The organism is Cytobacillus oceanisediminis (assembly GCF_003182355.1).
GTDB classification, from domain to species: Bacteria; Bacillota; Bacilli; order Bacillales; family Cytobacillaceae; genus Cytobacillus; species Cytobacillus oceanisediminis_A.
In genome coordinates, this window is sequence record NZ_QGTW01000007.1 from 29,457 (window position 1) to 52,796 (window position 23,340).

General features: G+C 40.3%; 20 protein-coding genes. 7 read left to right on the plus strand and 13 right to left on the minus strand.

Translation table 11 applies throughout. From position 1 onward, the window contains the following. Window positions 1-21: 21 nt before the first annotated feature. Both DFO73_RS13950 and DFO73_RS13955 read right to left on the minus strand, forming a co-directional pair. The gene (locus tag DFO73_RS13950) at window positions 22-777 is read right to left on the minus strand and encodes a BsuPI-related putative proteinase inhibitor (protein WP_110065364.1); all 756 of its coding nucleotides are present in this window, start codon (window positions 775-777) and stop codon (window positions 22-24) included. A gap of 19 nt (window positions 778-796) precedes the next feature. Further along, on the minus strand, window positions 797-1,627 hold the full coding sequence (locus DFO73_RS13955; protein ID WP_110065365.1) for a YitT family protein: 831 nt from the start codon (window positions 1,625-1,627) through the stop codon (window positions 797-799). Window positions 1,628-1,753: 126 nt separating this feature from the next. On the opposite strand from DFO73_RS13955, the gene DFO73_RS13960 reads away from it, so the two are divergent. Both DFO73_RS13960 and DFO73_RS13965 read left to right on the plus strand, forming a co-directional pair. Further along, the gene (locus DFO73_RS13960; protein WP_110065366.1) at window positions 1,754-2,608 is read left to right on the plus strand and encodes a DegV family protein; all 855 of its coding nucleotides are present in this window, start codon (window positions 1,754-1,756) and stop codon (window positions 2,606-2,608) included. A 117-nt stretch (window positions 2,609-2,725) separates the two neighbouring features. Then, entirely contained in the window at window positions 2,726-2,857 is a 132-nt protein-coding gene (locus DFO73_RS13965; RefSeq protein ID WP_071976845.1) for a DUF3941 domain-containing protein, read from the plus strand. A 17-nt stretch (window positions 2,858-2,874) separates the two neighbouring features. On the opposite strand, the gene DFO73_RS13970 is transcribed toward DFO73_RS13965, so the two are convergent. After that, complete coding sequence (locus tag DFO73_RS13970; RefSeq protein ID WP_110065367.1) at window positions 2,875-3,750, minus strand: CvfB family protein; 876 nt, start codon at window positions 3,748-3,750, stop codon at window positions 2,875-2,877. 73 nt (window positions 3,751-3,823) lie between these two features. After that, window positions 3,824-4,156 (minus strand): hypothetical protein, encoded by a 333-nt coding sequence (locus DFO73_RS28715; RefSeq protein WP_181396023.1) that lies wholly within the window; start codon window positions 4,154-4,156, stop codon window positions 3,824-3,826. A 130-nt stretch (window positions 4,157-4,286) separates the two neighbouring features. Between DFO73_RS28715 and DFO73_RS13975 the strand changes: the two genes are divergently transcribed. Next, window positions 4,287-4,778 (plus strand): YajQ family cyclic di-GMP-binding protein, encoded by a 492-nt coding sequence (locus DFO73_RS13975; RefSeq protein WP_110065368.1) that lies wholly within the window; start codon window positions 4,287-4,289, stop codon window positions 4,776-4,778. An 831-nt stretch (window positions 4,779-5,609) separates the two neighbouring features. On the opposite strand, the gene DFO73_RS13985 is transcribed toward DFO73_RS13975, so the two are convergent. After that, window positions 5,610-6,131 (minus strand): GNAT family N-acetyltransferase, encoded by a 522-nt coding sequence (locus DFO73_RS13985; RefSeq protein ID WP_110065370.1) that lies wholly within the window; start codon window positions 6,129-6,131, stop codon window positions 5,610-5,612. A 115-nt stretch (window positions 6,132-6,246) separates the two neighbouring features. On the opposite strand from DFO73_RS13985, the gene DFO73_RS13990 reads away from it, so the two are divergent. Further along, the gene (locus DFO73_RS13990) at window positions 6,247-7,116 is read left to right on the plus strand and encodes an SDR family oxidoreductase (protein WP_110065371.1); all 870 of its coding nucleotides are present in this window, start codon (window positions 6,247-6,249) and stop codon (window positions 7,114-7,116) included. 36 nt (window positions 7,117-7,152) lie between these two features. Here DFO73_RS13990 and DFO73_RS13995 read toward each other — a convergent pair whose 3' ends face one another. The 5 genes from DFO73_RS13995 to DFO73_RS14015 all read right to left on the minus strand — a co-directional run bounded on the left by DFO73_RS13995 (window position 7,153) and on the right by DFO73_RS14015 (window position 13,668). After that, the gene (locus DFO73_RS13995; protein WP_110065372.1) at window positions 7,153-8,199 is read right to left on the minus strand and encodes a LacI family DNA-binding transcriptional regulator; all 1,047 of its coding nucleotides are present in this window, start codon (window positions 8,197-8,199) and stop codon (window positions 7,153-7,155) included. A 178-nt stretch (window positions 8,200-8,377) separates the two neighbouring features. Beyond that, window positions 8,378-9,916 (minus strand): alpha-amylase family glycosyl hydrolase, encoded by a 1,539-nt coding sequence (locus DFO73_RS14000; protein WP_110065373.1) that lies wholly within the window; start codon window positions 9,914-9,916, stop codon window positions 8,378-8,380. Between the two features lie 106 nt (window positions 9,917-10,022). Next, a complete protein-coding gene (locus DFO73_RS14005) occupies window positions 10,023-10,865 on the minus strand; it encodes a sugar ABC transporter permease (RefSeq protein WP_110065374.1) in 843 nt (280 codons plus the stop codon). Between the two features lie 2 nt (window positions 10,866-10,867). Then, window positions 10,868-12,151 carry a carbohydrate ABC transporter permease gene (locus tag DFO73_RS14010; RefSeq protein ID WP_110065584.1) on the minus strand — a complete coding sequence of 428 codons (1,284 nt, stop codon included), beginning with the start codon at window positions 12,149-12,151 and terminating at the stop codon, window positions 10,868-10,870. A 218-nt stretch (window positions 12,152-12,369) separates the two neighbouring features. Beyond that, complete coding sequence (locus DFO73_RS14015) at window positions 12,370-13,668, minus strand: extracellular solute-binding protein (protein WP_110065375.1); 1,299 nt, start codon at window positions 13,666-13,668, stop codon at window positions 12,370-12,372. A 331-nt stretch (window positions 13,669-13,999) separates the two neighbouring features. Between DFO73_RS14015 and DFO73_RS14020 the strand changes: the two genes are divergently transcribed. Further along, a complete protein-coding gene (locus tag DFO73_RS14020; protein ID WP_110065376.1) occupies window positions 14,000-15,769 on the plus strand; it encodes an alpha-glycosidase in 1,770 nt (589 codons plus the stop codon). A gap of 134 nt (window positions 15,770-15,903) precedes the next feature. Next, the gene (locus DFO73_RS14025; RefSeq protein WP_110065377.1) at window positions 15,904-17,253 is read left to right on the plus strand and encodes an MATE family efflux transporter; all 1,350 of its coding nucleotides are present in this window, start codon (window positions 15,904-15,906) and stop codon (window positions 17,251-17,253) included. A 35-nt stretch (window positions 17,254-17,288) separates the two neighbouring features. Here DFO73_RS14025 and asnB read toward each other — a convergent pair whose 3' ends face one another. Then, window positions 17,289-19,136 (minus strand): asparagine synthase (glutamine-hydrolyzing), encoded by a 1,848-nt coding sequence (gene asnB, locus DFO73_RS14030; protein WP_110065378.1) that lies wholly within the window; start codon window positions 19,134-19,136, stop codon window positions 17,289-17,291. Between the two features lie 157 nt (window positions 19,137-19,293). Between asnB and DFO73_RS14035 the strand changes: the two genes are divergently transcribed. Next, a complete protein-coding gene (locus tag DFO73_RS14035) occupies window positions 19,294-19,857 on the plus strand; it encodes a DUF2777 domain-containing protein (RefSeq protein ID WP_110065379.1) in 564 nt (187 codons plus the stop codon). A gap of 197 nt (window positions 19,858-20,054) precedes the next feature. On the opposite strand, the gene DFO73_RS28720 is transcribed toward DFO73_RS14035, so the two are convergent. Together DFO73_RS28720 and DFO73_RS14040 are read right to left on the minus strand one after the other, a co-directional pair. Then, window positions 20,055-20,219, minus strand: a complete 165-nt coding sequence (locus DFO73_RS28720) for a hypothetical protein (protein WP_181396024.1) — start codon at window positions 20,217-20,219, stop codon at window positions 20,055-20,057. 42 nt (window positions 20,220-20,261) lie between these two features. Further along, the gene (locus tag DFO73_RS14040) at window positions 20,262-23,183 is read right to left on the minus strand and encodes a bifunctional diguanylate cyclase/phosphodiesterase (protein WP_110065380.1); all 2,922 of its coding nucleotides are present in this window, start codon (window positions 23,181-23,183) and stop codon (window positions 20,262-20,264) included. Window positions 23,184-23,340 lie beyond the last annotated feature (157 nt).

A 23,340-nucleotide genomic window follows, 5' to 3' on the forward strand; every position in this document is an offset into this window, starting at 1 on the left:
ATATTGGCTGTCAGCTTCTTTTTATCTATTTTCCAGTACTACAGGAAAAGAATGAATAATGCTGCCGTCTTTTTTGCTTCTTTCATACAAGTGCAGAACGATGGACCCGCTATCGGGAAATTTCTCTGCTGGAATGCTCACATCAATTTTAAAGGGCTCCCAGCCTTTCGTATTTGTTTTTATAGGCTGTTCAGCAATTAGTTCATTGTGGCCGTCTTCAACCGTATAGTAAAGCTTCCCGCTTACAGGGCGAGCTTCACCCGTAACTATATAATTGCCCTTTTCACCACTGGCTTTTGCATGGCGGAATGAAGGGTTTTTTTCCGTAATATAAACAGAGGCTTCAGCCGTTTCTTTGGTAACTAAAGTTTCCCCATTTAATTTCCTGGCTTGCAAAGTTGCATTTACATGATATTCCCCTTCAGAGACTCTTTGGCCCTCATGCTCATAATTCCAATGTTCCTTCCAAATCATGCTTTCGTCAGGATTTAAAGTAAGAGTCTGCAAAGCCTGCAGAAAAGCCTTGCCTTTTGAATAAGTGTATACTTCATTGCCTTTTTCATCGTTTATGCTTATTTCATACTTTTGTGAAGTTGGAAATTCAAAGCCCAAAGGGTAACTCGAAGTATTTCTCAAAACCACTTCCATCTCTAATGTTTCCGGTCCAGCATATGGTATAACCTCAAATTCAAACGGCTTCTGATTGCCAGCCGCTTCAGTGCTTTGTAAATGTACAGAAAGAACAAAAATGGCCATAGCCGCCAATAGACGCAGCATTCTGCATCCCTCCAGTCATTTAATCCCTGCGGAAGAAACCATAAACACCGGCTGTTTGTACGATATTGGTAAAAGCACTTGGATCTACATCTTTTATAATTCGCTCAAGGTCATATAGCTCATAGCGTGTAATGACAATCATCATCATTTCTTTGCTTTCGTTTGTGAAAGCACCTTTTGCAGGGATCGTTGTAATCCCGCGGACGAGCTTATCATGAATCGCCTTTTTCATTTCATCGGATTTTTTAGTGATAATTAGTGCTGTTACCTTTTCATGTCTTGTATGGATAGCATCAATTACCCTTGTTGAGGCATAAAGGGTCACAAGAGTATACAACGCTTTTTCCCAGCCATACAAAAATCCAGCCGTTATTATAATGATGGCGTTAAGTGTGAAAAAATATGTACCAACGGGTTTATCTTTCATCCGGGACAATACCATAGCAATAATGTCCATCCCGCCTGTGGATGCACCCCACTTTAGTGTCATCCCTACTCCTACAGCTGCTATTACCCCTCCAAAAACGGCATTAAGCAAAATGTCTTTAGAAACATGGATAACAGGGATCACTTCCAAAAAAAACGACATTAAAAATACGCTAAGGAAACTGTAGACTGTAAACGACCTTCCTACTTTTTTCCAGGCTAATATCGTAACAGGTATATTCAGAATGAAAAGCAAAATACCTGTTGAGGCAAAGCTGCCCAATACACTTGAAAGCAGCTGAGCTACACCTGTAAATCCGCTAGCATAAACATTTGCGGGTATCAGGAAGAAGTTCATAGCTATTGCATTTAATACCGCTCCAATTAATACAACAAATACTTTCTTAGTCTCTAACCAAACCATGGTAAACCCCCTAAATTCACTTATTATTCCTTTACCCCAAAATGGGCAATTCCAACACAATTCATTGTTTTTTCTTGCTGATTTCTATAAACTTAACTCATATAGTTTGAAAGCAGGTGAAAGAGGATGTCAGTAAAAATTTTAGCTGACAGTGCGTGTGATTTGCCGATAAGTTTTTTCAATGATAATGGTGTCACACTTTTTCCACTAAAGGTTCATTTAAACGATACGGAGTATGAAGATTTAGTAACTATTGAACCTAAAAAAGTCTATAAAGCTATACGTGAAGGCCAAGTGCCTAAGACCTCCCAGGTATCTCCGCTGCTTTTTGAAGAAACGTTCATCAAAATGGCGGAACAGAATGAAGATGGCATTTATATCGCTTTTTCCTCCGAACTTTCGGGTACATATCAGACAGCTGTGATGATCCTTGAACAAGTGAAAGAGAAATATCCGGATTTCAATTTAACCATCATTGATTCGAAGGCTGCATCTCTCGGATACGGATTAATCGTAAAAGGTGCTGTGAAAAAAGTTCAATCAGGCGCTTCTAAAGAAGATATTGAAAAGGATATAGAATTTCGCTGTCAGCACTTGGAGAGTTTATTCACAGTCAACGACCTTGAGTATTTGGCAAAAGGCGGCCGCGTTTCAAAAGCTTCCGCATTTTTAGGCGGACTACTGAACATTAAGCCTCTTTTAAATGTGGAAGAAGGTAAATTGGTTCCGATTGAAAAGCTGCGCGGCAAGAAAAAACTTCTTCGCCGGATTATCCAGCTGATGAAAGACAGTGGAGCCTCGTTTGAAAATCAGACAGTTGGCATCAGCCATGCCGACGATGAAGAAACTGCTCTTGAGATGAAAACTCTAATCATGGACGAGCTAAATGCAAAAGAGGTCTATATCACTTCAATTGGCGCAGCCATTGGATCCCATACCGGGCCAGGTTCAATAGCTATTTTCTTTCAGAACCAATTGTAGAAACACCCTCATTTGAATCGTACATACTCCATTCCATTCTGACAGACAATAAGGTTGTACTTCAGTTTCAATCATGCTGAAGAATAAACCTTAAGATTGGAAAGGAGTATTTTTACTATGCCGCATACTTCTGATAATGATAAAAAAGCAAAAGACAATAATGCGCTGCGCCACGAAAAAAATATGATGCGCGAGAAAAACCGAAAAGCCGGAAAAAACCAGTATTCCAAAAAGACAGATCATCTATAATACAAAAACGGGCAAGCTTATGCTTGTCCGTCTTTCTTCAGATATGTCCAGCCTTCCTCCTGATACACCTTACCTTCCTTCATAAGGCGCCCCAGTGCCCTTTTAAACGAAGCCTTGCTCAACTGGAAACGTTCCTGGATGTCTTCCGGTGCGCTTTTATCGCCAAACGGCATAGCACCATTACGGTTTTCCAAATAGGATAGAATCCTTTCTGAATCCTCATCAAGCACTTCATGTTTTCTTGGAATGAGAGAAACATTCACTGTTCCGTCTTCCTTCACGTCCACGATCCGCCCTTCAACTTTTTCACCGAGGCGCGGCTCCCTTTTCCGCTGGGATTCATGGATAAATCCTTTAAAGCCCTCTGCTGTATAGATCCAGCTTCCGACTTTAGCTGTTCTGTAAATATGCCCATGTATATTTTTATTAAAATCGCTTCTTGTTGCTTTTACTGCAATTTCACTTATAACCGGATCGGTAGCCATTTTCACGTAAATACGGTTGTTCTTATTCACACGAAGCGTAATGTATAAAGTGTCCCCCTCTTTCGGCCACACAGATTCATGAACAGGGAGATCTTCCTCACCCAGGAGCATATCTTTTTGGACACCAATATTGATAAAAACTCCTATGCCCGGCTTTACATCACTTACCTGCGCCCATCCATATGTACCAACCTGAACTTCGGGAATATTCGTTGTTGCGGCGATTCTCCCCTGTGAATCTACATAAAGGAATGCCTCAACCTCCTGGCCTTCTTCCAGTTTCTCCTCAGTTTCATTTTGATGAAGCAGAACGTCTCCTTCCTCTCCATCGGTTAAAAAATAGCCAAATGCCGCTTGCCTTGATACAGTCAGCCTCGCAGTACGGCCCAAATTTTCCTCTAATGCCATTCCTGTTTCCTCCTTTATTGAAATTAAGTCTTATTCACTGTACATCAAATATTCATTATATTAAATCTTTCCCTTAAAAGATCTTATAACTCCTAAAGTTGTTTGAACTGCTATATTTTACTATAATAAGAACGTAAAGTGAAACTTCTTTTTGAAGGTGTTTTTCCTTCAAAAAGTTAGTTGAACTTATCGGGTTTTTACTGTCCGTTATTCTTCTTGAATTACCAGTTTTACGGACAGTTGAAACGCGGTAAAGTGAAACTTCTTTTTGAAGGTGTTTTTCCTTCAAAAAGTTAGTTGAACTTATCGGGTTTTTACTGTCCGTTATTCTTCTTGAATTACCAGTTTTACGGACAGTTGAAACGCGGTAAAGTGAAACTTCTTTTTGAAGGTGTTTTTCCTTCAAAAAGTTAGTTGAACTTATCGGGTTTTTACTGTCCGTTTTTCTTCTTGAATTACCAATTTTACGGACAGTTGAAACGCGGCAAAACGAAACTTCTTTTCAGATGAAAATTGTTATGTCCAAGGAGGCTGCCATGTCTAAAGAGAGCTCATTTGATATTGTATCCAAAGTAGATTTTTCTGAAGTAACCAATGCCATTAATATCGCGATGAAGGAAATTTCCACTCGCTATGATTTTAAAGGAAGCAAAAGTGAGATAAAGCTGGATAATGAAGAGCTTGTGCTTGTTTCGGATGATGAATTCAAGCTTGAACAGCTCAAGGATGTTTTATTGGGCAAACTGATTAAAAGAGGCATTCCTGTGAAAAACCTCGACTATGGGAAGGTTGAAGGAGCTTCAGGGGGAACTGTCCGCCAGAGAGCTAAGCTGGTTCAAGGTATTGATAAAGAAAATGCGAAAAAAATCAATACCCTTATTAAGAATAGCGGTTTAAAAGTGAAGAGCCAGGTTCAGGATGACCAAGTCCGTGTTACCGGCAAAAACCGTGACGATCTCCAGAAGATTATTGCCGCTGTAAAAGAGGCAGATTTGACTGTTGATGTCCAGTTCGTAAACTATCGCTAATTCCTTAAGCAAACGGATCATTTTCCGTTTGCTTTTTTTATTAATGGCTATGTTAAAAACACATTATTGATTTTGGCACCCTGTGGATTGGAGCTGAATGCGCGGATCTTCGAAAATGCATTCGCACTACCTTCGTGTCAAGGAAGCTTATTAAAAGTCATGCGGGAAGAGAGAGTCAACGGTGAGACCCCACAGGCGCGTAATGCGCCGAGGAACCTCGGACCGCCCGCGGTTCGCTGAACGCTGGAGCTGAAACCAACAGGCAAGTTTAGCACAGCCTTATTAATAATGATCAAACAGCCAGCATCATACATATAATATAGGAATTAATGATGAAAAGGCGGCCCAAAAAATGCTTTTTAATAAATCTGCAAGATTTCTGTTTCTCTTTGCGAGTTTTGCTCATGCTGCTACCTTTCTTTACTTTTTTATAAGCTTGATTTCAAACGCACTGGATGGATCCCATACTGAATCTTTGTCTGATATCTTCCCTCTTTTACTATTCTTATTATCATTCGGTTTGCACCTGCTCCCGCAGCTTCGATCTTCACTATTATCTCGCCCTCTTTTCTATACTTTCCTTACGGCATTAATTACTATAGCTTGGGTTTGGCTTTTATCTGCCGGAATACAGATGTTTTTTTGAAAGCTGTTTTATTCTCTAACTTATTAAGCTTGTTTTCCGAAGTGTGACCTTTGTTAGCTAAATTGAGTGGTTATTTAATCTACAAACTCTTTTACGTCCAGGTCTGTCCTATGGGGCGTCATTTTTAACCTTCTTAAAACTGCTTACCATCAACTTCGCTCAAAATAGCATCAACTAGACTAGACTCACACCAATTCCCCAACCAGCTTTACAAATTTGTACATCATCAGTTCATCAGCATAGGTTCCATCTGTTCGCTTAATATGTTTAATCTTTCGTCCTTCTTCTATGAATCCTAACACTTTATAAAGATGTATAGCCCTGACGTTATGGGAAAAGACTTCAAGGCAAACTTTTTCTAAACCAGGCTCTTCTTCTGCCCACTTCAGAAATTGTTTCATCATCTTTTTCCCCAAGCCTTGATTGCAGTATTTTTCCTGTATGGAGATCCCGAAATAGCCAAGATGTCGCACCTTCTTCCTTTTGGAGCGTTTAAAGTTTAGCATCCCAATAACTTCATTGCCTTTTTCCACTACTAAAATTAAGTCACCAGATTGCAGGCTTTGTTCTATCCATTCTTCCTCTTCTTCAACTGTAAGCTTAAATTCCTCAGTCTCTGTCATTAAAAAATCTGTTTCCCCCATGACTCGTCTGCAATGTGCCAGAATTCCTTCTGCATCGTTTTTGACTGCTGTTCGTATCTGCATTCCGTTCTCTCCCATTTTTAGACCTATTATATGGGGCAATTCAAATAATTTCCATGTTTTTTCATCATAATAAAATGGAATTTATCTAATATCAATTTTTTGGAGGGATGCACTAATGTCTAACAGTCAAAAAAACCCTAAGGAATTTCCGCCGCAGCATCAGGATCATCAGCCTGGAACAGAAGATCTGATGCAGCCTGAGCCACAATCTGCTGACCCCAATTACAAGGGTTCTGATAAATTAAAAGGTAAAGTAGCCTTAATTACAGGCGGAGACAGCGGAATTGGAAAATCGGCCGCCATTTATTTTGCTAAAGAAGGCGCCAACATTGCTATAGTCTATTTGGATGAACATGAGGATGCTGAAAAAACAAAAGAAGCCATTCAAGCTGAAGGACAGGAATGCCTGTTAATCTCAGGCGATATCGGAAGCGAAACATTTTGTAAAGATATAGTCAATAAAACATTAGATAAGTTTGGACAAATTGATGTCCTCGTAAATAATGCAGCTGAGCAGCATCCGCAAAAAAGCCTGCTGGACATCACAGGCGATCAGCTTGAAAGAACGTTTAGAACAAATATCTTTTCTTTCTTCCATCTGACAAAAGCTGTTCTTCCGCACCTTAAAGAAGGAAGCACCATTATTAATACTGCTTCCATTACTGCATACGAAGGAAATGAACAGCTAATAGACTATTCATCTACAAAAGGCGCGATTGTATCCTTTACGCGTTCCCTGGCCAAATCACTGGCTGGCCAAGGAATCCGAGTAAACGGAGTAGCTCCTGGTCCTATTTGGACTCCGCTTATCCCGTCTACCTTCTCTGCGGAAAAAGTATCAAAATTCGGTTCCAATTCCCCAATGGGAAGAGCTGGTCAGCCTTATGAACTGGCCCCTGCTTATGTATATCTCGCAAGCAGCGATTCATCATATGTGAGCGGCCAAATGATTCATGTAAATGGCGGCACCATCGTAAATGGATAGTAAAGCAAAAGGGAAGCCCTATTGGCTTCCCTTCCTTTATGACAATATTAACGGTTTTTCCGGATTTGGACTGCTGCAAGAACAGCGTTTTACAATTTTATGAGGAATAATAATTCTTTTAACAGGTTCGCGCGGATTTTCAATTCTGTAAATAAGGCTTCTTGCAGATTCAAATCCCAGATCGAAAATATTGATATCTACTGAGGTTAAAGGTGGCCTGGACATTTCAGCCAATAGCACATTATTAAAGCTGATGATCGACATATCTTCCGGAACCTTGATCCCCAGTTCATCCAATGTATTCAATACACCAAGCGCCATTAAATCGTCGGCAACCACAAGTGCCGTAGGAGGCTTTTCCAGGGATATAAGCCCTCTGACAGCTTCCTGTCCGCCTTCTTTTAAAAACTCCTCATGGACTATATATTTATTAACCAGTTCAATATCTGCTTCTCTTAACGCTTTTTCATAACCAAGCAACCGTTCCACGGTTACAGTAAGGTTCAAGCTTCCGCCAACAAAGGCAATCTGCTTATGCCCCAGCTTAATTAAATATTCCGTTACTTCCTTAGCGGCACGAAAGTTATTATTATCCACGTACGTGATTTCTTCCTCATCAGAAAAGGGCTTTCCTATAACAACAAATGGAAAATCTCTTTCCTTTAGGAAGGAAAGGACTTTATCTTCCACTTTTGAGTAAAGGAGAATAACTCCGTCCACTCGTCCGCCCTGTACCATCTGTACTACACCTTCATATATTTCATCATCCGTTTTTCCAGTTGTCATATGGAGAGCATAATGCCTTTCATGTGCACCTTCGCTCAACCCCCTTAGAACAGTTGGAAAGAATGGGTTTTGAAAAACTACATCTGTTGAACTTGGCATAATAAGGCCAATAGCTCGCGTTGACTGGCTTGCAAGACTGCGGGCAATGAAGTTGGGATGGTATCCCAATTGTTCCATTGCCTCTCTGACTTTTTGTTTTGTTTTCTCGCTTATGCGAGGATTGTTGGCAATAACCCTCGAAACAGTTGAAGGTGCAACTTTAGCCATCTTTGCAACATCTTTAATTGTAACTGCCAATAAAATCACCCTCTCCGTGAGGTCTCTGTTATTTATAGTATAATCAAAACAGTATAATTTTTCTTTCCTTTTTTAAACAGGAAGCTTCTAGTAACAGGCTTTGGAAGAAGGGCTAATCTAAATGCAGCATTGTGTACAAAGAATGACACACTCTTACAAAGGCATTTCCGCCATCTATCTACTCCGCCTTCTTCTTTTTGGAACGCTTCCATAAAAGGAAGATAAAAATCATGAAGGCTGTATATACTGCCGCTAAAGCAGCTATCAAGGGAATATTCAAGCCCGATTTTTCGGCTAAAATATAAACTTCTGCTTGTTCACGATCAATGATTAGATTGTATTTCCCATCCTCGCTGCGGACCAGGTCATCTGCTAGCATGCCGCGAAGTTCTTTTCCTTCTTCTACCTGGGATGAATCCAATACAACTTTTTGTGATTGGGTTGAGTTATTGATGGCAATAACGGCAGTTTCATCTTTATAAGTTCGTTTATATACAGCCATACCATCTTTCTCTTCCAAAAGCTCCATATCTCCCCTTGTTAAGGAAGGAAGCATTTTCCTTACTTCTCCGAGCTTTGTTATATAGTCGATCAGCTCTTTATCTGTACGGAAATCCATCAGCCTGCGATTATCAGGATCCTCGCCGCCATCAAGCGCGATTTCACTTCCATAATAAACAATGGGAATCCCGGGAGCTGTATACATATAGGTTAAAGCCAGCTTCCATCTTGGCCCTGGATGATGGTTCTTCGATATGGCATCACGTGTAAATCTAACCGTATCGTGGTTATCCATGAAGGTTCCCATCAAATGTGGATTTTCATAGTAAACTTTATTTCTATCCCAGCTTGTAAAAAGCCAGCTCAAAGAATTATCAGGTTCCGCAAAAGCTGTTCTTAAATGGTCATTCAAAGGATAATCAACAAAACCGTCTATGCATGTTTTCTCATATTCAGCAATATACTTTGAATCATCTGACCAAACTTCACCCAGCAGATAAACATCTTCTTTGACGCCTTTAACACCACTGGCGAACTCGGTCCAGAACGTTTTAGGCACATGCTTGACGGTATCCAGGCGGTAACCATCAACATCCGTTTCTTCTATCCACCATTTTGCAGCATCGATTAAATAGTCCTTCACTTCCGGATTTTCCTGCTTTAAATCAGGCAGCCCATAAATCCAGCCATTCTCAATCTCAGTTTGGTTTGTCCAATTGGCAAAATCCTGTTTTTCATGGAACCAATCTTTTTTTTCAGGATCGTTAACCCATTCATGATTATAGCCGACATGGTTAACAACGAAGTCCAAAATCACTTTCATATCCCTTTTATGAGCTTCTTTAACAAGCTGTTTGAACTCGTCCATTGTCCCAAAATGCTCTTCTGTATTGTAAAAATCTTTAATCCAGTAACCGTGGTAACCTTTTTCTTCATTATCGAACACGGGAGTCAGCCAAATTGCAGTAAACCCCATTTCTTTAATGTAGTCAAGGCGATCTATAACACCCTTAAAATCTCCGCCATGATAGGCCTTTGGATCTTTGACATCCACCTTAAAATCATTGTTTGGATCACCGTTGCTAAAACGATCCACCATTAAAAAATAAATTGTTTCATCTTGCCATTTACGCTCTTCTTTTTCAGCTGCTCCTGCCGGCAGGGCATAAAAAAGAAGAAACGGGATTAAGATGAAGGTTATAATTCCTTTTTTCATCGCCGCTCCTCCTTCATTTTTCAAGACACTGCATGGCAGAAGCACTTGTTTATCATCCAAGTATTACGACTGCCAAAAGGCTTGTAAAAGTTTCAGCTCTTTAAGATTAGCCTTTCGTTCCCCCTGTAGTCAAACCTGAAACAAAGTATTTCTGGAACATCAGGAACAGAGCCGCAATCGGGATTGCAATCAGAACAGATCCTGCAGCAAATTTGGTAAATTCATTTCCGAACTGTTTTGCAACCATTTCGTACAGCCCAACAGCCATTGTGAATTTCTCGTCTGTTCTTAATAAAATTCTGGCTAAAATAAAGTCGCCGAATGGGGCAATGAATGAGAATAAGGCTACGACCGCCACAATTGGCTTTGCCAGTGGCATTACAATCTGCCAAAACACACGCAAATGGCTTGCTCCATCCATTTTTGCAGATTCATCAAGCTCTTTTGGTATCGTATCAAGGTATCCCTTCATTAACCAAGTATTCATCGGAATCTGTCCGCCTACATATACAAGGATTAATCCAAGATGTGTATCAATTAATCCTGTTCTTGTTGCTAAAACGAAAATAGCAATTAATGCTGCAAAGTTAGGAATCATTTGCAGAATTAAGAACGTAAGCAAGCCATTTTTTCTTCCCACGAAACGGTACCGTGAAAAGGAATAAGCGGTTAATGACACTGTTATAACAGTCAGGATCATTGTAAGTGTGCTTATCTTCAATGAATTCCAGTACCAGTGAACATAATTGGATTTCTCCAGATCAAAAAGATATTTGTAATGGTCCAAAGTCGGGTTCTCAGGAAACATCGTGGACCCTGATAAACTTTGTCCCGGATTCAAGGAAGATCCCACTACCCACAGAAGCGGATAAATGACAATAAAGCTCATAAAAGCAATGATTAAATACGAAGCAGCAAGCCGGATTATTTTATTTTTTTTCATACTCATAGCTACATCAAATCCTCTTCTTGGAATGATCTTGTTCGTTTAAACTGCCACAGAGCCACAGTTATAACTATAAGCGATAGAATCATAGTGACTGCAGCTGCCTTTCCATATTGGGCAGATGTCATTGTCAGCTTGTAGATCCAGGAGATGAGAATGTCCGAACCGCCGGCATTTTGTCCCGGGATAGCAGGGCCTCCTCCATTAAACAAGAAGATTACGTTAAAGTTATTAAAGTTAAATGTATATTGTGTGATGATAATCGGCGCTGTAGCAAACAGTACAAGCGGTAAAGTAATCTTAGTGAATTTTTGCATAATGGAAGCACCATCAACCGTTGCTGCTTCGTAAAGCTCATCCGGAATGGACTGAAGAACGCCGGTTGTCATGGCAAAAATGAATGGGAAACCCAGCCATGATTGGATAAATATCAAAGCCAATCTTGTCCAGTTCTCTTCTGTCATCCACGGGATAGGTCCTATTCCAATTGAATCAAGGATGGTTTTATTGATAACCCCGAAGGTTTCATTAAACATACCTGAGAAGATCAGGATCGAAATAAAAGCAGGTACAGCCCAAGGAAGGATGAATACCGTACGGATAATCGCCTTTCCTTTAAGATCCTTCTGATTAACCAAGATTGCAAGGAAGATTCCCAATGCCACCTGAAGAGTGGTTGCGACAAATGTCCAGACGATTGTCCAGCCCATTACGCCAAAGAAAGTTTTTCTCCATAAATCCAGTTTGAAGATATCAATAAAGTTTTGAATTCCAACCCAATCGACAAGCTTGGCAGGTGGTGAATGATATAAATCGTAGTTGGTGAAAGCAAGCAGAACTACAAATAGAATCGGAAAAATAACGACGAATACTAAAAGAAAGAATCCCGGTGAAATCATTAAGTATGGAAAGCCATTGTCCAACAGGTTATGGTACTGTTCCCTGACGCTATTCAGGCTTAGCCCAGCGTCACGTTTTTTGCCGTTATTATAGGCATCATAGATATTGAAAGCATAAATGATAAGCCCCAGAGCTGTAACAATAAGTGCAATAATTCCATCAATCAGCAAAAAGATTGAATGATCGAGAACTGGTATTTCACCTAGAGTGATAAGACCCCAAAACCCCCAATTCAGCGTATCGTAAAAAGCTGCAAAAAAAGATACCGTAAGAATTAAGAAGATAGCACCCTTCAGGAATTGTTTATTATAAAACTGCCCGAATCCAGGTAAGGTGGATAAAAGCGCAGCATTTCTTCCATGGTTGGTTGATGTTTTAGTGACATCCATTTTTGTCCGGCCTCCCCTTTCTTTATAGGAGAAAGAATTTTTCTTATTTTTATTATAATTCATTTGATGGTTCATAATTGATGTTTTTAATTTGTGCAAACGGTTGCTCTATAAAGGAATATTAAAGCGGCTTCTGCCGCTTTAATACCATTTTGTCAAACTATAAAAATGATGGGCAATACCTCCTGGGAGGTACCGCCCTTTGTCTGTCAAGATATTTACTTGGCAGGGTGATTTGTTTCAATATTCGTTTTGATTGTTTTTACTGCATCCTCAAGAGCTGCTTTTGGTTCAGCTTTTCCTGTAGCAATTGTTTGAAGTGCAGAAGCCATTGGCCCCCATACTTCAGCCATTTCAGGAATGTTAGGCATTGGAACTGCGTATTGAGATTGCTCTGCAACAGCTTTTGCAGCTTCGTTATCTGCAATAACAGGGTCCTCGATAAGAGCTTTTACGGGAGGAATTTCCTGAGTTGTTTCAAATCGGATTTTTGCATTCTCTTCATTTGTGATATGTTCAACTAATTTAGTTGCCCAGTAAGGGTTTTTAGTGAAGGCAGTTACGTGCCAGCCTTTAACACCCATGAAAGTTTTAACAGGTTCTCCATTTGGAAGCTTTGGCATAACCGCTACACCAACGTCAATTCCTGCATCCTTCATGCCTTGCAATGCCCAAGGTCCATTCATAACAGATACTGCTTTACCTTCATTGAACAATCCGTCCATCGCAGCACCGCCGCTTTCCCCGATAATTCCTTTAGGGAATAAGCCTTCGCTGTACCACTTTTGAATAAACTCGGCACCTTCAACAGCACCTTCGTTATTTAAGCCAACATCATCACGGTTTAATGCACCGTCTTTTTCCTTGAAAACATATCCGCCCATCCCAGCAATTGGTCCATGTGCGAAATAGAAGTTATCGAAAAGTGCCAAGAATCCGTACTGTCCGCCAGCAGTTAACTCTTTCGCCTGAGTGTAAAGCTCATCCATTGTTTCAGGAGCTTTATTCATTAGTGCTTTGTTGTAGATGAATACAGGTGTTTCAGTCGCTTTAGGAAGACCATAAAGCTTTCCATCAAACATTTGTGCAGTAATGGAAGATTCTGTGAAAGTATCAAGCACACTATCTTCAACATTTATTTCTTGAAGCAATCCTTCAGTTACAACCTGGCCGATTTGGTCATGAGGAAGAGTTACAACGTCTGGAGCGTTTCCGGCAGGTCCATCTAGTCTTAACTGGTCACGGATCTTATCAGCCATACCCAATTCTTTAAATTCTACTTTAATGCCATATTCTTTTTCGAAAGACTCAATTGCAGGCTTTAATGCTACACCTTTATCTGTATCTTCCCAAACTACTAATTTTTCTGGTTTTGGCTCTTCAGCCTGATTTTCGCTTGTATTGCCGTTATCTTTTTCACCTGTGTTTTCTGGCTGTGCCTCGCGCTGAGGACCACAAGCTGCCAGCATTCCGATTATTAATACCAGCATCATAAAGAAAGATAATGACTTTTTCATGGTATTGCCCCCTCCTAATATATCTGTTCCTTACTGTTAAAAAGTACAACCGTTTGCACAAAAGTGTAAACGCTTTTATTTCTCTATAAAAAATTTAGCGCTTTCACTTATTCTCTTTTTTTAGCGAAATCTATTGAAATCACTCTATGAAAACGATTGCACAGCTTCTAATTTTCATTATACAAGGTTTTTAGGCTTTTACAACTACTTTTAAAAAATTTATTGTGTCCAAATTTAAAAAAAGAAATGAGGCATATTCTTTATAATTCTATATTTTCTTTTCCTCCATATGATATAATGCAAGCGATTGCACTTTGAAAGGGGAATAACAATGGAAAAAGCAGCTATCATCCACTATCCTTCAGATCACTATGTATATCCATACAACGAAAAAACCCTACATATTAGAATCCAGACAAAAAAAGATGACGTTGCAGAAGTAACTTTAATACACGGTGACCAATATCTTTGGTCTGATGGAAAATGGCTGTTTGAAGAAACAGACATGTTAAAATCAGGTACGGATGGAATTCATGACTTTTGGCATATTTTTATTGAACCGCCTTTTAGAAGATCAAGGTACGGTTTTAAGTTAAAGTCTGGAGAAGAAGAATTGATTTTAACTGAAAAGGGATTTTACGCTTTACCTCCCACTGATTCCGGTTATTATTTCAACTTTCCCTACCTTCATGCCGAAGAGGTCTTCGAAGCCCCTTCATGGGTGAAGGAGACGGTTTGGTATCAGATTTTCCCGGAAAGATTTGCAAATGGAAATCCTGATAATGATCCAGAAGGAGCTCTCCCGTGGGGAAGTGCCCCTCCTTCCCCCACTAATTTTTTTGGCGGTGATTTTGAAGGTGTTATTGAGCATTTGGATTATCTTCAGGATCTTGGCATTACAGGGATTTATTTCACACCTGTTTTTAAGGCCTTTTCCAATCATAAATATGATACAATCGATTATCTGGAAATTGATCCCCAGTTCGGGACAAAGGAAACCCTCAAACGCCTTGTAGAAGAGTGCCATAAAAGAAATATTCGCGTTATGCTTGATGCCGTTTTCAATCATAGCGGATACTACTTTCCTCCTTTTCAGGATGTACTTGAGAACGGGGAAAAATCAAAGTACAAAGATTGGTTTCATCCGCACAGCTTTCCTTTAAAGGGCGGAGAATACCCTAATTATGAGACCTTCGCTTTTGTGGCCCAAATGCCGAAGCTGAATACAAAAAATCCGGATGTAAAAGAATACTTGCTTAAAGTGGCCAAATACTGGATTGAAGAGTTTAATATCGACGGCTGGAGGCTTGATGTAGCTAACGAAGTTGACCACCAGTTTTGGCGTGAATTCAGGCAAACCGTTAAAAGCATCAAATCTGATCTCTATATTTTAGGAGAGATTTGGCACAACTCGATGCCTTGGCTGCGCGGTGATCAATTTGATGCAGTCATGAACTACCCATTTACAACCAATCTGCTGAACCTGATAGCTAAGAAAACCATAACGGGCACTGAATTCACCAATAACATGACAGCTGAAATACACCGCTATCCGGCTAATGTTTATGAAGCTGCCTTCAATCTTGTCGGAAGCCATGATACTCCAAGAATCCTGACGGAATGTGAGGGTAACAAAGACAGGGTTAAGCTTATTTACACGATCCTATTTACCTTTATGGGCTCTCCTTGCCTTTATTATGGAGATGAGATAGGGTTAAGCGGCGAAATGGATCCAGGGTGCAGAAAATGCATGGAGTGGGATGAAAATAAGCAGGACCGGGAACTTTTCTCCCATATTCAACAGCTGATCAAACTGCGCCGGGAACAAAAATTGCTAGCCAATGAAGGACAATTCGAGTTTATCCATACAGACAGCGATCTTGTTGCCTATCAGAAATACAATGACTCAAAAACCATCGTTGTACTGGCCAATCCTTCGGCTGAAAGTACGGAATTTACGCTGCCTTATTCCATGAAAGGCATTAAAATCACAAATTTGCTTTCAAATGAAGAGTTTGCTGCGGAGGCCAACAGCCTTAAGGTTAAGCTTGGTGGCTACGGATTTGATATATTGTCATTTCCTTCTGCATTAAATCAGTAGGAAATCTCTGTATTAGTTAAGAAAAGCTCTTAAGCGATTAATCCCTTAAGACTTTTCTTTTTTCGTTTTAAAATGTCAGCGCCCCCTTATCGCGACATGAAAATAAATTAACCATACATCCTGGGAGAATAGAGATGACTAAGAACCAAAAAAAACTAACACTATTTGCCTTAACATGGCCCATATTTATAGAAATTTTGCTGCATATGCTAATGGGGAATGCAGATACTCTCATGCTTTCGCAGTATTCGGATGAATCTGTCGCAGCAGTCGGCGTTTCAAATCAGATCCTTTCCCTTGTTATTGTCATGTTCGGGTTTGTGGCTACAGGTACATCGATACTGATTGCCCAAAATCTTGGAGCAAAGAATGATAAAACAGCTGCGGAAATATCAGCAGTTTCTTTGGGGGCAAACCTTGTTTTCGGAATCCTCTTAAGTATCCTTTTATTTGTTTTAAGCAAGCCTTTGCTGCGAATGATGGATCTGCCAGAAGAACTTTTAAATGAAGCGAACTCCTACTTGATTATTGTGGGCGGCCTATCCTTTGTTCAAGCTCTGATCATGACAATAGGCGCGATTATCAGAAGCTACGGATTTACAAGGGATGTTATGTACATCACCATTGGCATGAACATTTTAAATGTTATCGGAAACTATTTTTTTATCTTTGGGCCTTTCGGTTTTCCGGTACTGGGTGTCGAAGGGGTAGCCATATCTACGGTTGCCAGCAGATTGATTGGATTTGCAGCCGCTGTTGCCATTTTGCTTAAGCGCACCGAAAGAGCACTCCCTTTTGGACTTCTATTCCGTTTTCCAAAAGAACATATTAAAAACCTTTTAAAAATCGGGATACCTTCCGCTGGGGAACATCTATCCTATAATGGATCGCAAATGGTCATCACCATTTTTATTGCTGCCTTAGGTACAGAAGCGCTGACTGCTAAAGTGTACACACAGAACATAATGATGTTCATTTTTCTTTTCAGTGTCGCCATAAGCCAGGGAACTCAAATATTGATCGGTCATATGGTTGGTGCAAAAGATTATGATGCAGCCTATAAAAGGTGTCTAAAAAGCCTGCGGCTTGCCATTTTAATTTCATTTGCTACAGCTATGATTTTTGCCCTATTCTCTGAGGAACTAATGGGAATATTCACGTCAAATTCCGATATTATTGAAGTTGGCAGTGTTTTGATTCTATTAACCATCATTCTAGAACCTGGCAGATCATTCAATTTGGTCGTCATTAACTCTTTACGGGCAGCTGGAGACGTAAAATTCCCGGTTTATATGGGGATTCTGTCCATGTGGGGAGTAAGTGTCACACTTTCCTATCTTCTGGGAATCCATTTTGGCCTGGGGCTTGCCGGCATCTGGATTGCTTTTATTGCTGATGAATGGCTAAGGGGATTGCTTATGCTGTGGCGCTGGAAGTCTAAAGTATGGATTAGGAAATCCTTTGTGTCCTCCAAAGCAGTTTAAATAAAAAAAGCGGCATTTTGCTCTGCCGCTTTTTTCTATTCAACAATATTAATATTATAATCTTTAAACCAGACATGAATCTGTGCAAGATGTGCAAGCAGCTGAGGGCCGGTCATAAGCTGGCCAAACCAGGGCTCCCGGAATGCTTCTCCGCCCGATTCAATGATTTTTTTCAGCTGGCCGTAGTCAAAGAATTCATAAAGTGCTGAAGAACGGTCCTCCAGAAACCCATTGAGCATTTTTTGGACTGTATTGGTATACTCCGGATTATGGGTTTTCGGGTAAGGGCTCTTTTTTCGATATAAAACTTCGTTTGGCAAGATGCCTTCCAATGCTTTGCGCAAAATGCCCTTTTCCCGGTTGCCATGCATTTTTATCTCCCATGGGATATTCCATACATATTCCACAAGGCGATGGTCTGCAAATGGTACCCTCACTTCAAGGCTTGCCCCCATACTCATTCTATCCTTCCGGTCCAATAATGTTGTCATAAAGTAAATCATATTTATATAGAATAGCTCTCTTCGGCTTGCATCCTCCCCGCTCTCTCCCTCTAGCTTGGGAGTTTCCGAGATTGCCTGAATATATTTTTCCATTGCATAGTCTTGGATATTCAACTTATTCCGCCAGTTCTCCTTTAAGAGCCCATGCCTTGCTTCAAGTGATCTCATCCATGGGAAGCCCTTTCGCTGCAGATCTTCCTGCCTGTGGAACCATGGATAACCGCCAAATATTTCATCTGCACATTCGCCGGACAAACTTACAACAAAGTCCTTCTTTATTTCCCGGCAGAACCAGAGCAGAGAGGAATCCACGTCGGCCATGCCTGGAAGGTCCCTTACATGCACCGATTCTATTAAATCTTCTGCCAGCTTCTGCTGTGATATGATACAGCTATTATGCCTGGTTTTAAAAGCTTGGGACATCTTATGGATAAAAGCACCATCCGAGTTGGGCTGAAATTCATTGGCCTTGAAGAAAACATCATTTCCTTCATAATCTATAGAATAGGTATGCAGCTGGCCTTTTCCCTCTTTCTCATAGGTTTTGGCAGAAATGGCAGTGATCGCACTTGAATCTACCCCGCCTGATAGGAAAGTGCAAAGCGGTACATCCGATACAAGCTGCCTTGTAACTGCGTCCGTAAATAAATTCCTGACTTTTTCTGCTGTTTCTTCAATGCTATCCTCATGAGGGGCGCTTTTCACATTCCAATAACGCCATACCTTCCGACCATTTTTTGAAAAAGTTAAGGCATGTGCAGGCCTTAGTTCGTCAATCCCTTTGAATACACCTGAACCCGGAGATCTTGACGGGCCTAACCCAAATACCTCAGCCAGACCTTCCCTGTCAATTTCAGCCTTAACATCCGGATGGGCCAAAATAGCTTTTAGTTCTGATCCAAAAATGATCCCTTTTTTTGTTTCTTTATAAAATAACGGTTTTACCCCAAGCCGGTCTCTGCCTATGAATAATTGTTCCTTCTTTTCATCCCATACAGCGAAAGCAAAGATGCCATTTAGATACTCCAGGCAATCTTCACCCCATTCCATGTATGAAGTCAGTAAAACCTCTGTGTCAGAATGGCCCTTGAACGAATATCCTTTTATAAGGAGTTCTTTACGGAGATCCTCTGTATTATATAGCTCGCCATTATAACAAATAGTATAGAGGCTATTTTGTTTTTTCCTTGTCATTGGCTGTTTTCCGCCAGCAGGGTCTACAACGATTAGCCTTTTATGGCCGAAGCCTGCATGAATATCTGTCCAGACATTCGTGTCATCCGGACCGCGCTTAGCCAACGTATCCGCCATCTTTCCAATTGCAGCCGCTTCTTTTCTCAGGTCCTTTTGAAAATCAATCCAGCCTGTAATTCCACACATTTTAACATCATCCTTTCTTAGCGGAATCGTTTGGGCACATTTTGCATGATGCTATTGTATGCACGGCCTAGAAAAAAGTTAATTGTCCACTTTTAGCGGTTATAAAAATCGTCTAAACTGTCTAAAAAGAAGTTGAGGAAGTTAATGGAGGTATTTTATGAATAGACAGCAGCGAACAAAGCTTATTGAATATCAATCACGTGCTTTTACAGAAGGCACTGTAGAACTTATCAATGATCAATGGGTTTTCTTCGATCACGAAACAGATGAAGCATCATTGTTAGATGAATTCCTCCACCAGGAACTAGAAGTATTTCGCTTTAAGCGCTGGAAAAAAGGAATCTTGTTCGAGGATGGCAAGATTGCTCTGGCCGATGAAGTATTCCACTTAAAGAATCAGGATTCTGTCCGGATACGCAAACATCTTGTTTTCTCACTGGAGAGATTATTAGAGGAAATAAATGATGATGCATTTTACCAGTTTGTCACAACCTTGAATTCCATGCAGTTTTCTATTTATGACTGCATTTATTGTTATAATCAATTAACCTTCTTCAATGATAAGGACCGCAAAAGCGGAGTGAATTTTATCGTTTTTGATAATCAGGATCACATCTGCAATGTACAGCACCATTTTTGCTATTATGAAAAAATGAGTGACCGCTTTGAATTCACCTTAAACAGTGGCAAAAGAATGGTGATTGAAAAAATTTCTTCATAAAAAAGCAGCAGTCTGCTGATCGTTGGCAGACTGCTGCTTTTTTAAAGATATGAAAGTTTAATCCTTGAATATCTTGCGAGGAGCATGATTCGAAGAATGATGCTTCGAGCAGATTGGGGTCTTAAGTCGTCCCTCTCGGCCCAGCCTGCGGGTTATGTCTTAAGCTTGTAGGGCTGGTCAAGGCGCTTGCGCTTTTCTTAATCACGGTCAGCTTTTTCATCCTCCTGCCGCTTTTTTAATGCTTCAATTATTTCTTTTTGCGTTAGCACGGGGTGATCTCCCTGTTTGGTAACAGCCTGGACAACAAAAACACTTATAATAATGACTGCAATTAATATGATCAAACTCCAAGCCCCTGACATGTTTTCTTCCCTCCATCAAGCGACAATTGATACTGACCCTGCTTAGCTGTACATCTGCACCTTTTTTGATAATCCTTCTTCAAATTCTGTTGTCATAAGCGGCTTATGAATATAAAATCCCTGTGCATAATGACATTTCAATTCTTTTAAAAGCTCAATCTGCTCCTTAGTTTCCACTCCCTCAGCCACCACTTTAACTGCAAGTCCATGCCCCATTGTTATGATTGCTTTTACAATAGCGATATCGGATGTATTTAAACGCAGGTTGTTTATAAAAGATCTGTCTATCTTCAATGTATTTATTGGAAGATCTTTAAGATAGCTCAAGGAGGAATAGCCTGTGCCAAAATCATCTATCGAAACCTTGACGCCCAATGCCTGCAGCGCCTGCATGACCTGGATGCTGTATTCCACATTTCTGAGCATGGTGCTCTCAGTTAATTCCAATGTTAAATACTGTGGTTCCATCCCGGATAGCTCTAACGCTTTTTTTACTTCATCTAGGAAACCCGGCTGCTGGAATTGGTAAGCCGACACATTAACCGATATCGAAAGCGAATCATAGCCAAGTGTTTGCCACCGCATATTTTGCTTGCATGCCGTCCGCAACACCCAGCTGCCAATTTCCTCTATGAGGCCAGTTTCCTCGGCAAGCGGAATGAACTCCCCTGGCGAAATAAGGCCCAGTTTGGGATGATTCCAGCGGATCAGGGCTTCGCTTCCGTATAAATTGCCTGATTCTAAATCAATCAAAGGCTGATAGCATAAATAAAATTCATCTTTATGCAAAGCCTTCCTTAAATAGCTTTCAAGCTCAAGCCTGACCATTGCCTGCTCGTTCATTTCCATGGAGAAAAAGGTTGCCCTGTTTCCGCCCTGCTGCTTGGAACGATTTGTTGCCACGTCTGCGTTTTTCAGCAATGTATGCTCATCCAACCCATCGCCCGGATATAAACTGACACCTATGCTCGCTGTGACAATAAATTCCTGATTGGCCTGGAATAAGGGCTTCGATATTTCATCCATTAACTTTTTGGACGTTTTCATAACTCTGTCTACTGTAACATCCCTGGATAATATCAATGTGAATTTATCCCCGCTGAACCGGCCCAAATAAGAACCTGATGGCAAGACCTTTTCAATTCTTTCAGAAATTTCCTTTAAAACCATGTCGCCTGCAAAATGACCCAGACTATCATTTATGATTTTAAAGCGGTCAATATCAATTGAAAGAACTGCAAGTATTTTCCTTTTCTTTTTTGCCCTCTTCAAAAGAAGATCCAGCTGCTCTGTAAATTTCATTCTGTTTGGCAGACCGGTGTCCTGGTCGAAATACGCAAGCTCTGTAATTTTATCTTCAATTTTCTTCTGCTCGGTAATATTTCTGCCGATTCCGTAAATGCCTACACATTCCCCATTAACTGTGATTGGGATGTTTTTCAGCTGAAAAAGGCATGTCTCCCCTGACTTTGAATCTATATACACATTGTAATATTGTTCTTTTCCTCTTATCGCCCGGTAAAAATGCATTCTCACCCGCGGGATATCTTCATTTCTCACGTAGCCCAAAGCTGATTTTCCCAGTATTTCATCACTGTTGTATCCAAAGGTTTTTTCAAATGCCGGATTAACACTTGTAAAATGTCCTTTCATATCTGTTGAATAAACAAAATCAGCATTATTATTAAATAATGATTTATAATATTGTTCCGAAATCTTCAGGCTGCTGTTTAGATTCTCTATGTCATCCTGAGAAGCATGCATCAGGCGGGTTAGAGAAACAATCGTTTTAAAATGGTCAGGCTTCTCATAAATGTATGTATCTGCAGAGCTTTTCTTAGATCCAACAACACTTTCCGATACGGCAAGATAGGTAAGTGAATGTCCGACAATCTTTGGATAATCGCCAGTTCGCGAAGCAATCTCTCCATAAGAAAAGAACCCGTTTGCAGGAGCAATTCCTTGGAACATTGCCAGTTCTTTTTCGGTAAAATCTCTTGCAAACTGTTTGCGTGCCATACAATTATATATAAAGATAGATTCTGCTGGCTCTTTCCCCAGTTTTTTTAATTCCTGCAAAGACCTGTCGATGATTTCTTCCAGATTTGCATATGCAAAGGTAAGAGTATCCCCTTCATTAATCATCCGGTTAACCTTGATTGCCCCATTTTCAAGCATTTTAATGATAAAAACTGACACTTTCTCACCGCGATAGGTTAACAGGAATGGGAATTCTGTTCCTGATTTGGGCAAATCTTTTATGAAAGCTTCTCCTAGATAATTCTTTAATATATGCAAAGGTGTCTTATGGTCAATGGAATAGATGATGGAACCTGAAGCCTTTGTGACCGTAAACCTTTTTCCAATTTCCTGCCATCGGTAGTTTGTAAACGAACGCGCTGAAATATGGCCGTTTTGAAGCGCTATTGCAGCAAGACCATTTTGAGTAATTCCTTCTTGTGTAAAAGCAAAGCCTTCCTGAAATAATCCATTATCCCCTGCGATCCCTCCAGCAATAACCATATCCGCATTTGTTTCATATATCCCTTCAACCAATGAAGAAGAGTCAACATTAAAGCCAGCCGGAAATAGAATTAAAGCTTTTGTATTAAAAATAGCCAGTTCCTGTGCCAGAGCTTTGCCCATCTCATAGCTATCTTTAAAATCCTTCTCCTGCAGCAGAAATGATTTTAATTCTGTTTTTTTAAAAGCCGTAAAAGAGATGACTGTTTGATTTTCAGTAATGCGGCCTTCGTATATTTCTCCGGATGTAGAACAGCCGGCAATAGCAGCAAAAGGAAGCTTTTTGGCCAATTCCTTTTGCAAATTCGATATAAATTCTTCCTCAATTATCCCTGTAAAAACCTGTACAAGCAGATTCGGGTATTCATCTAATTCGTTCTCATCTATGAAACTATTCAGCTGGTTAGTATTCTCATAAAGACATGTTATTGTTTTAGCCATAAAAACCCACCATCATAGTAATGTCATTCCTAAAAAGAAAGCAAGAAGCCCATAGGCTTCGTACCTTGCGCAGCAGGCCCTTAAACTGGACAACTGTCAAATTATAGTTTCTTATCTTTATTAAAATACCATATTCAGGGCAGACATGACATGACAA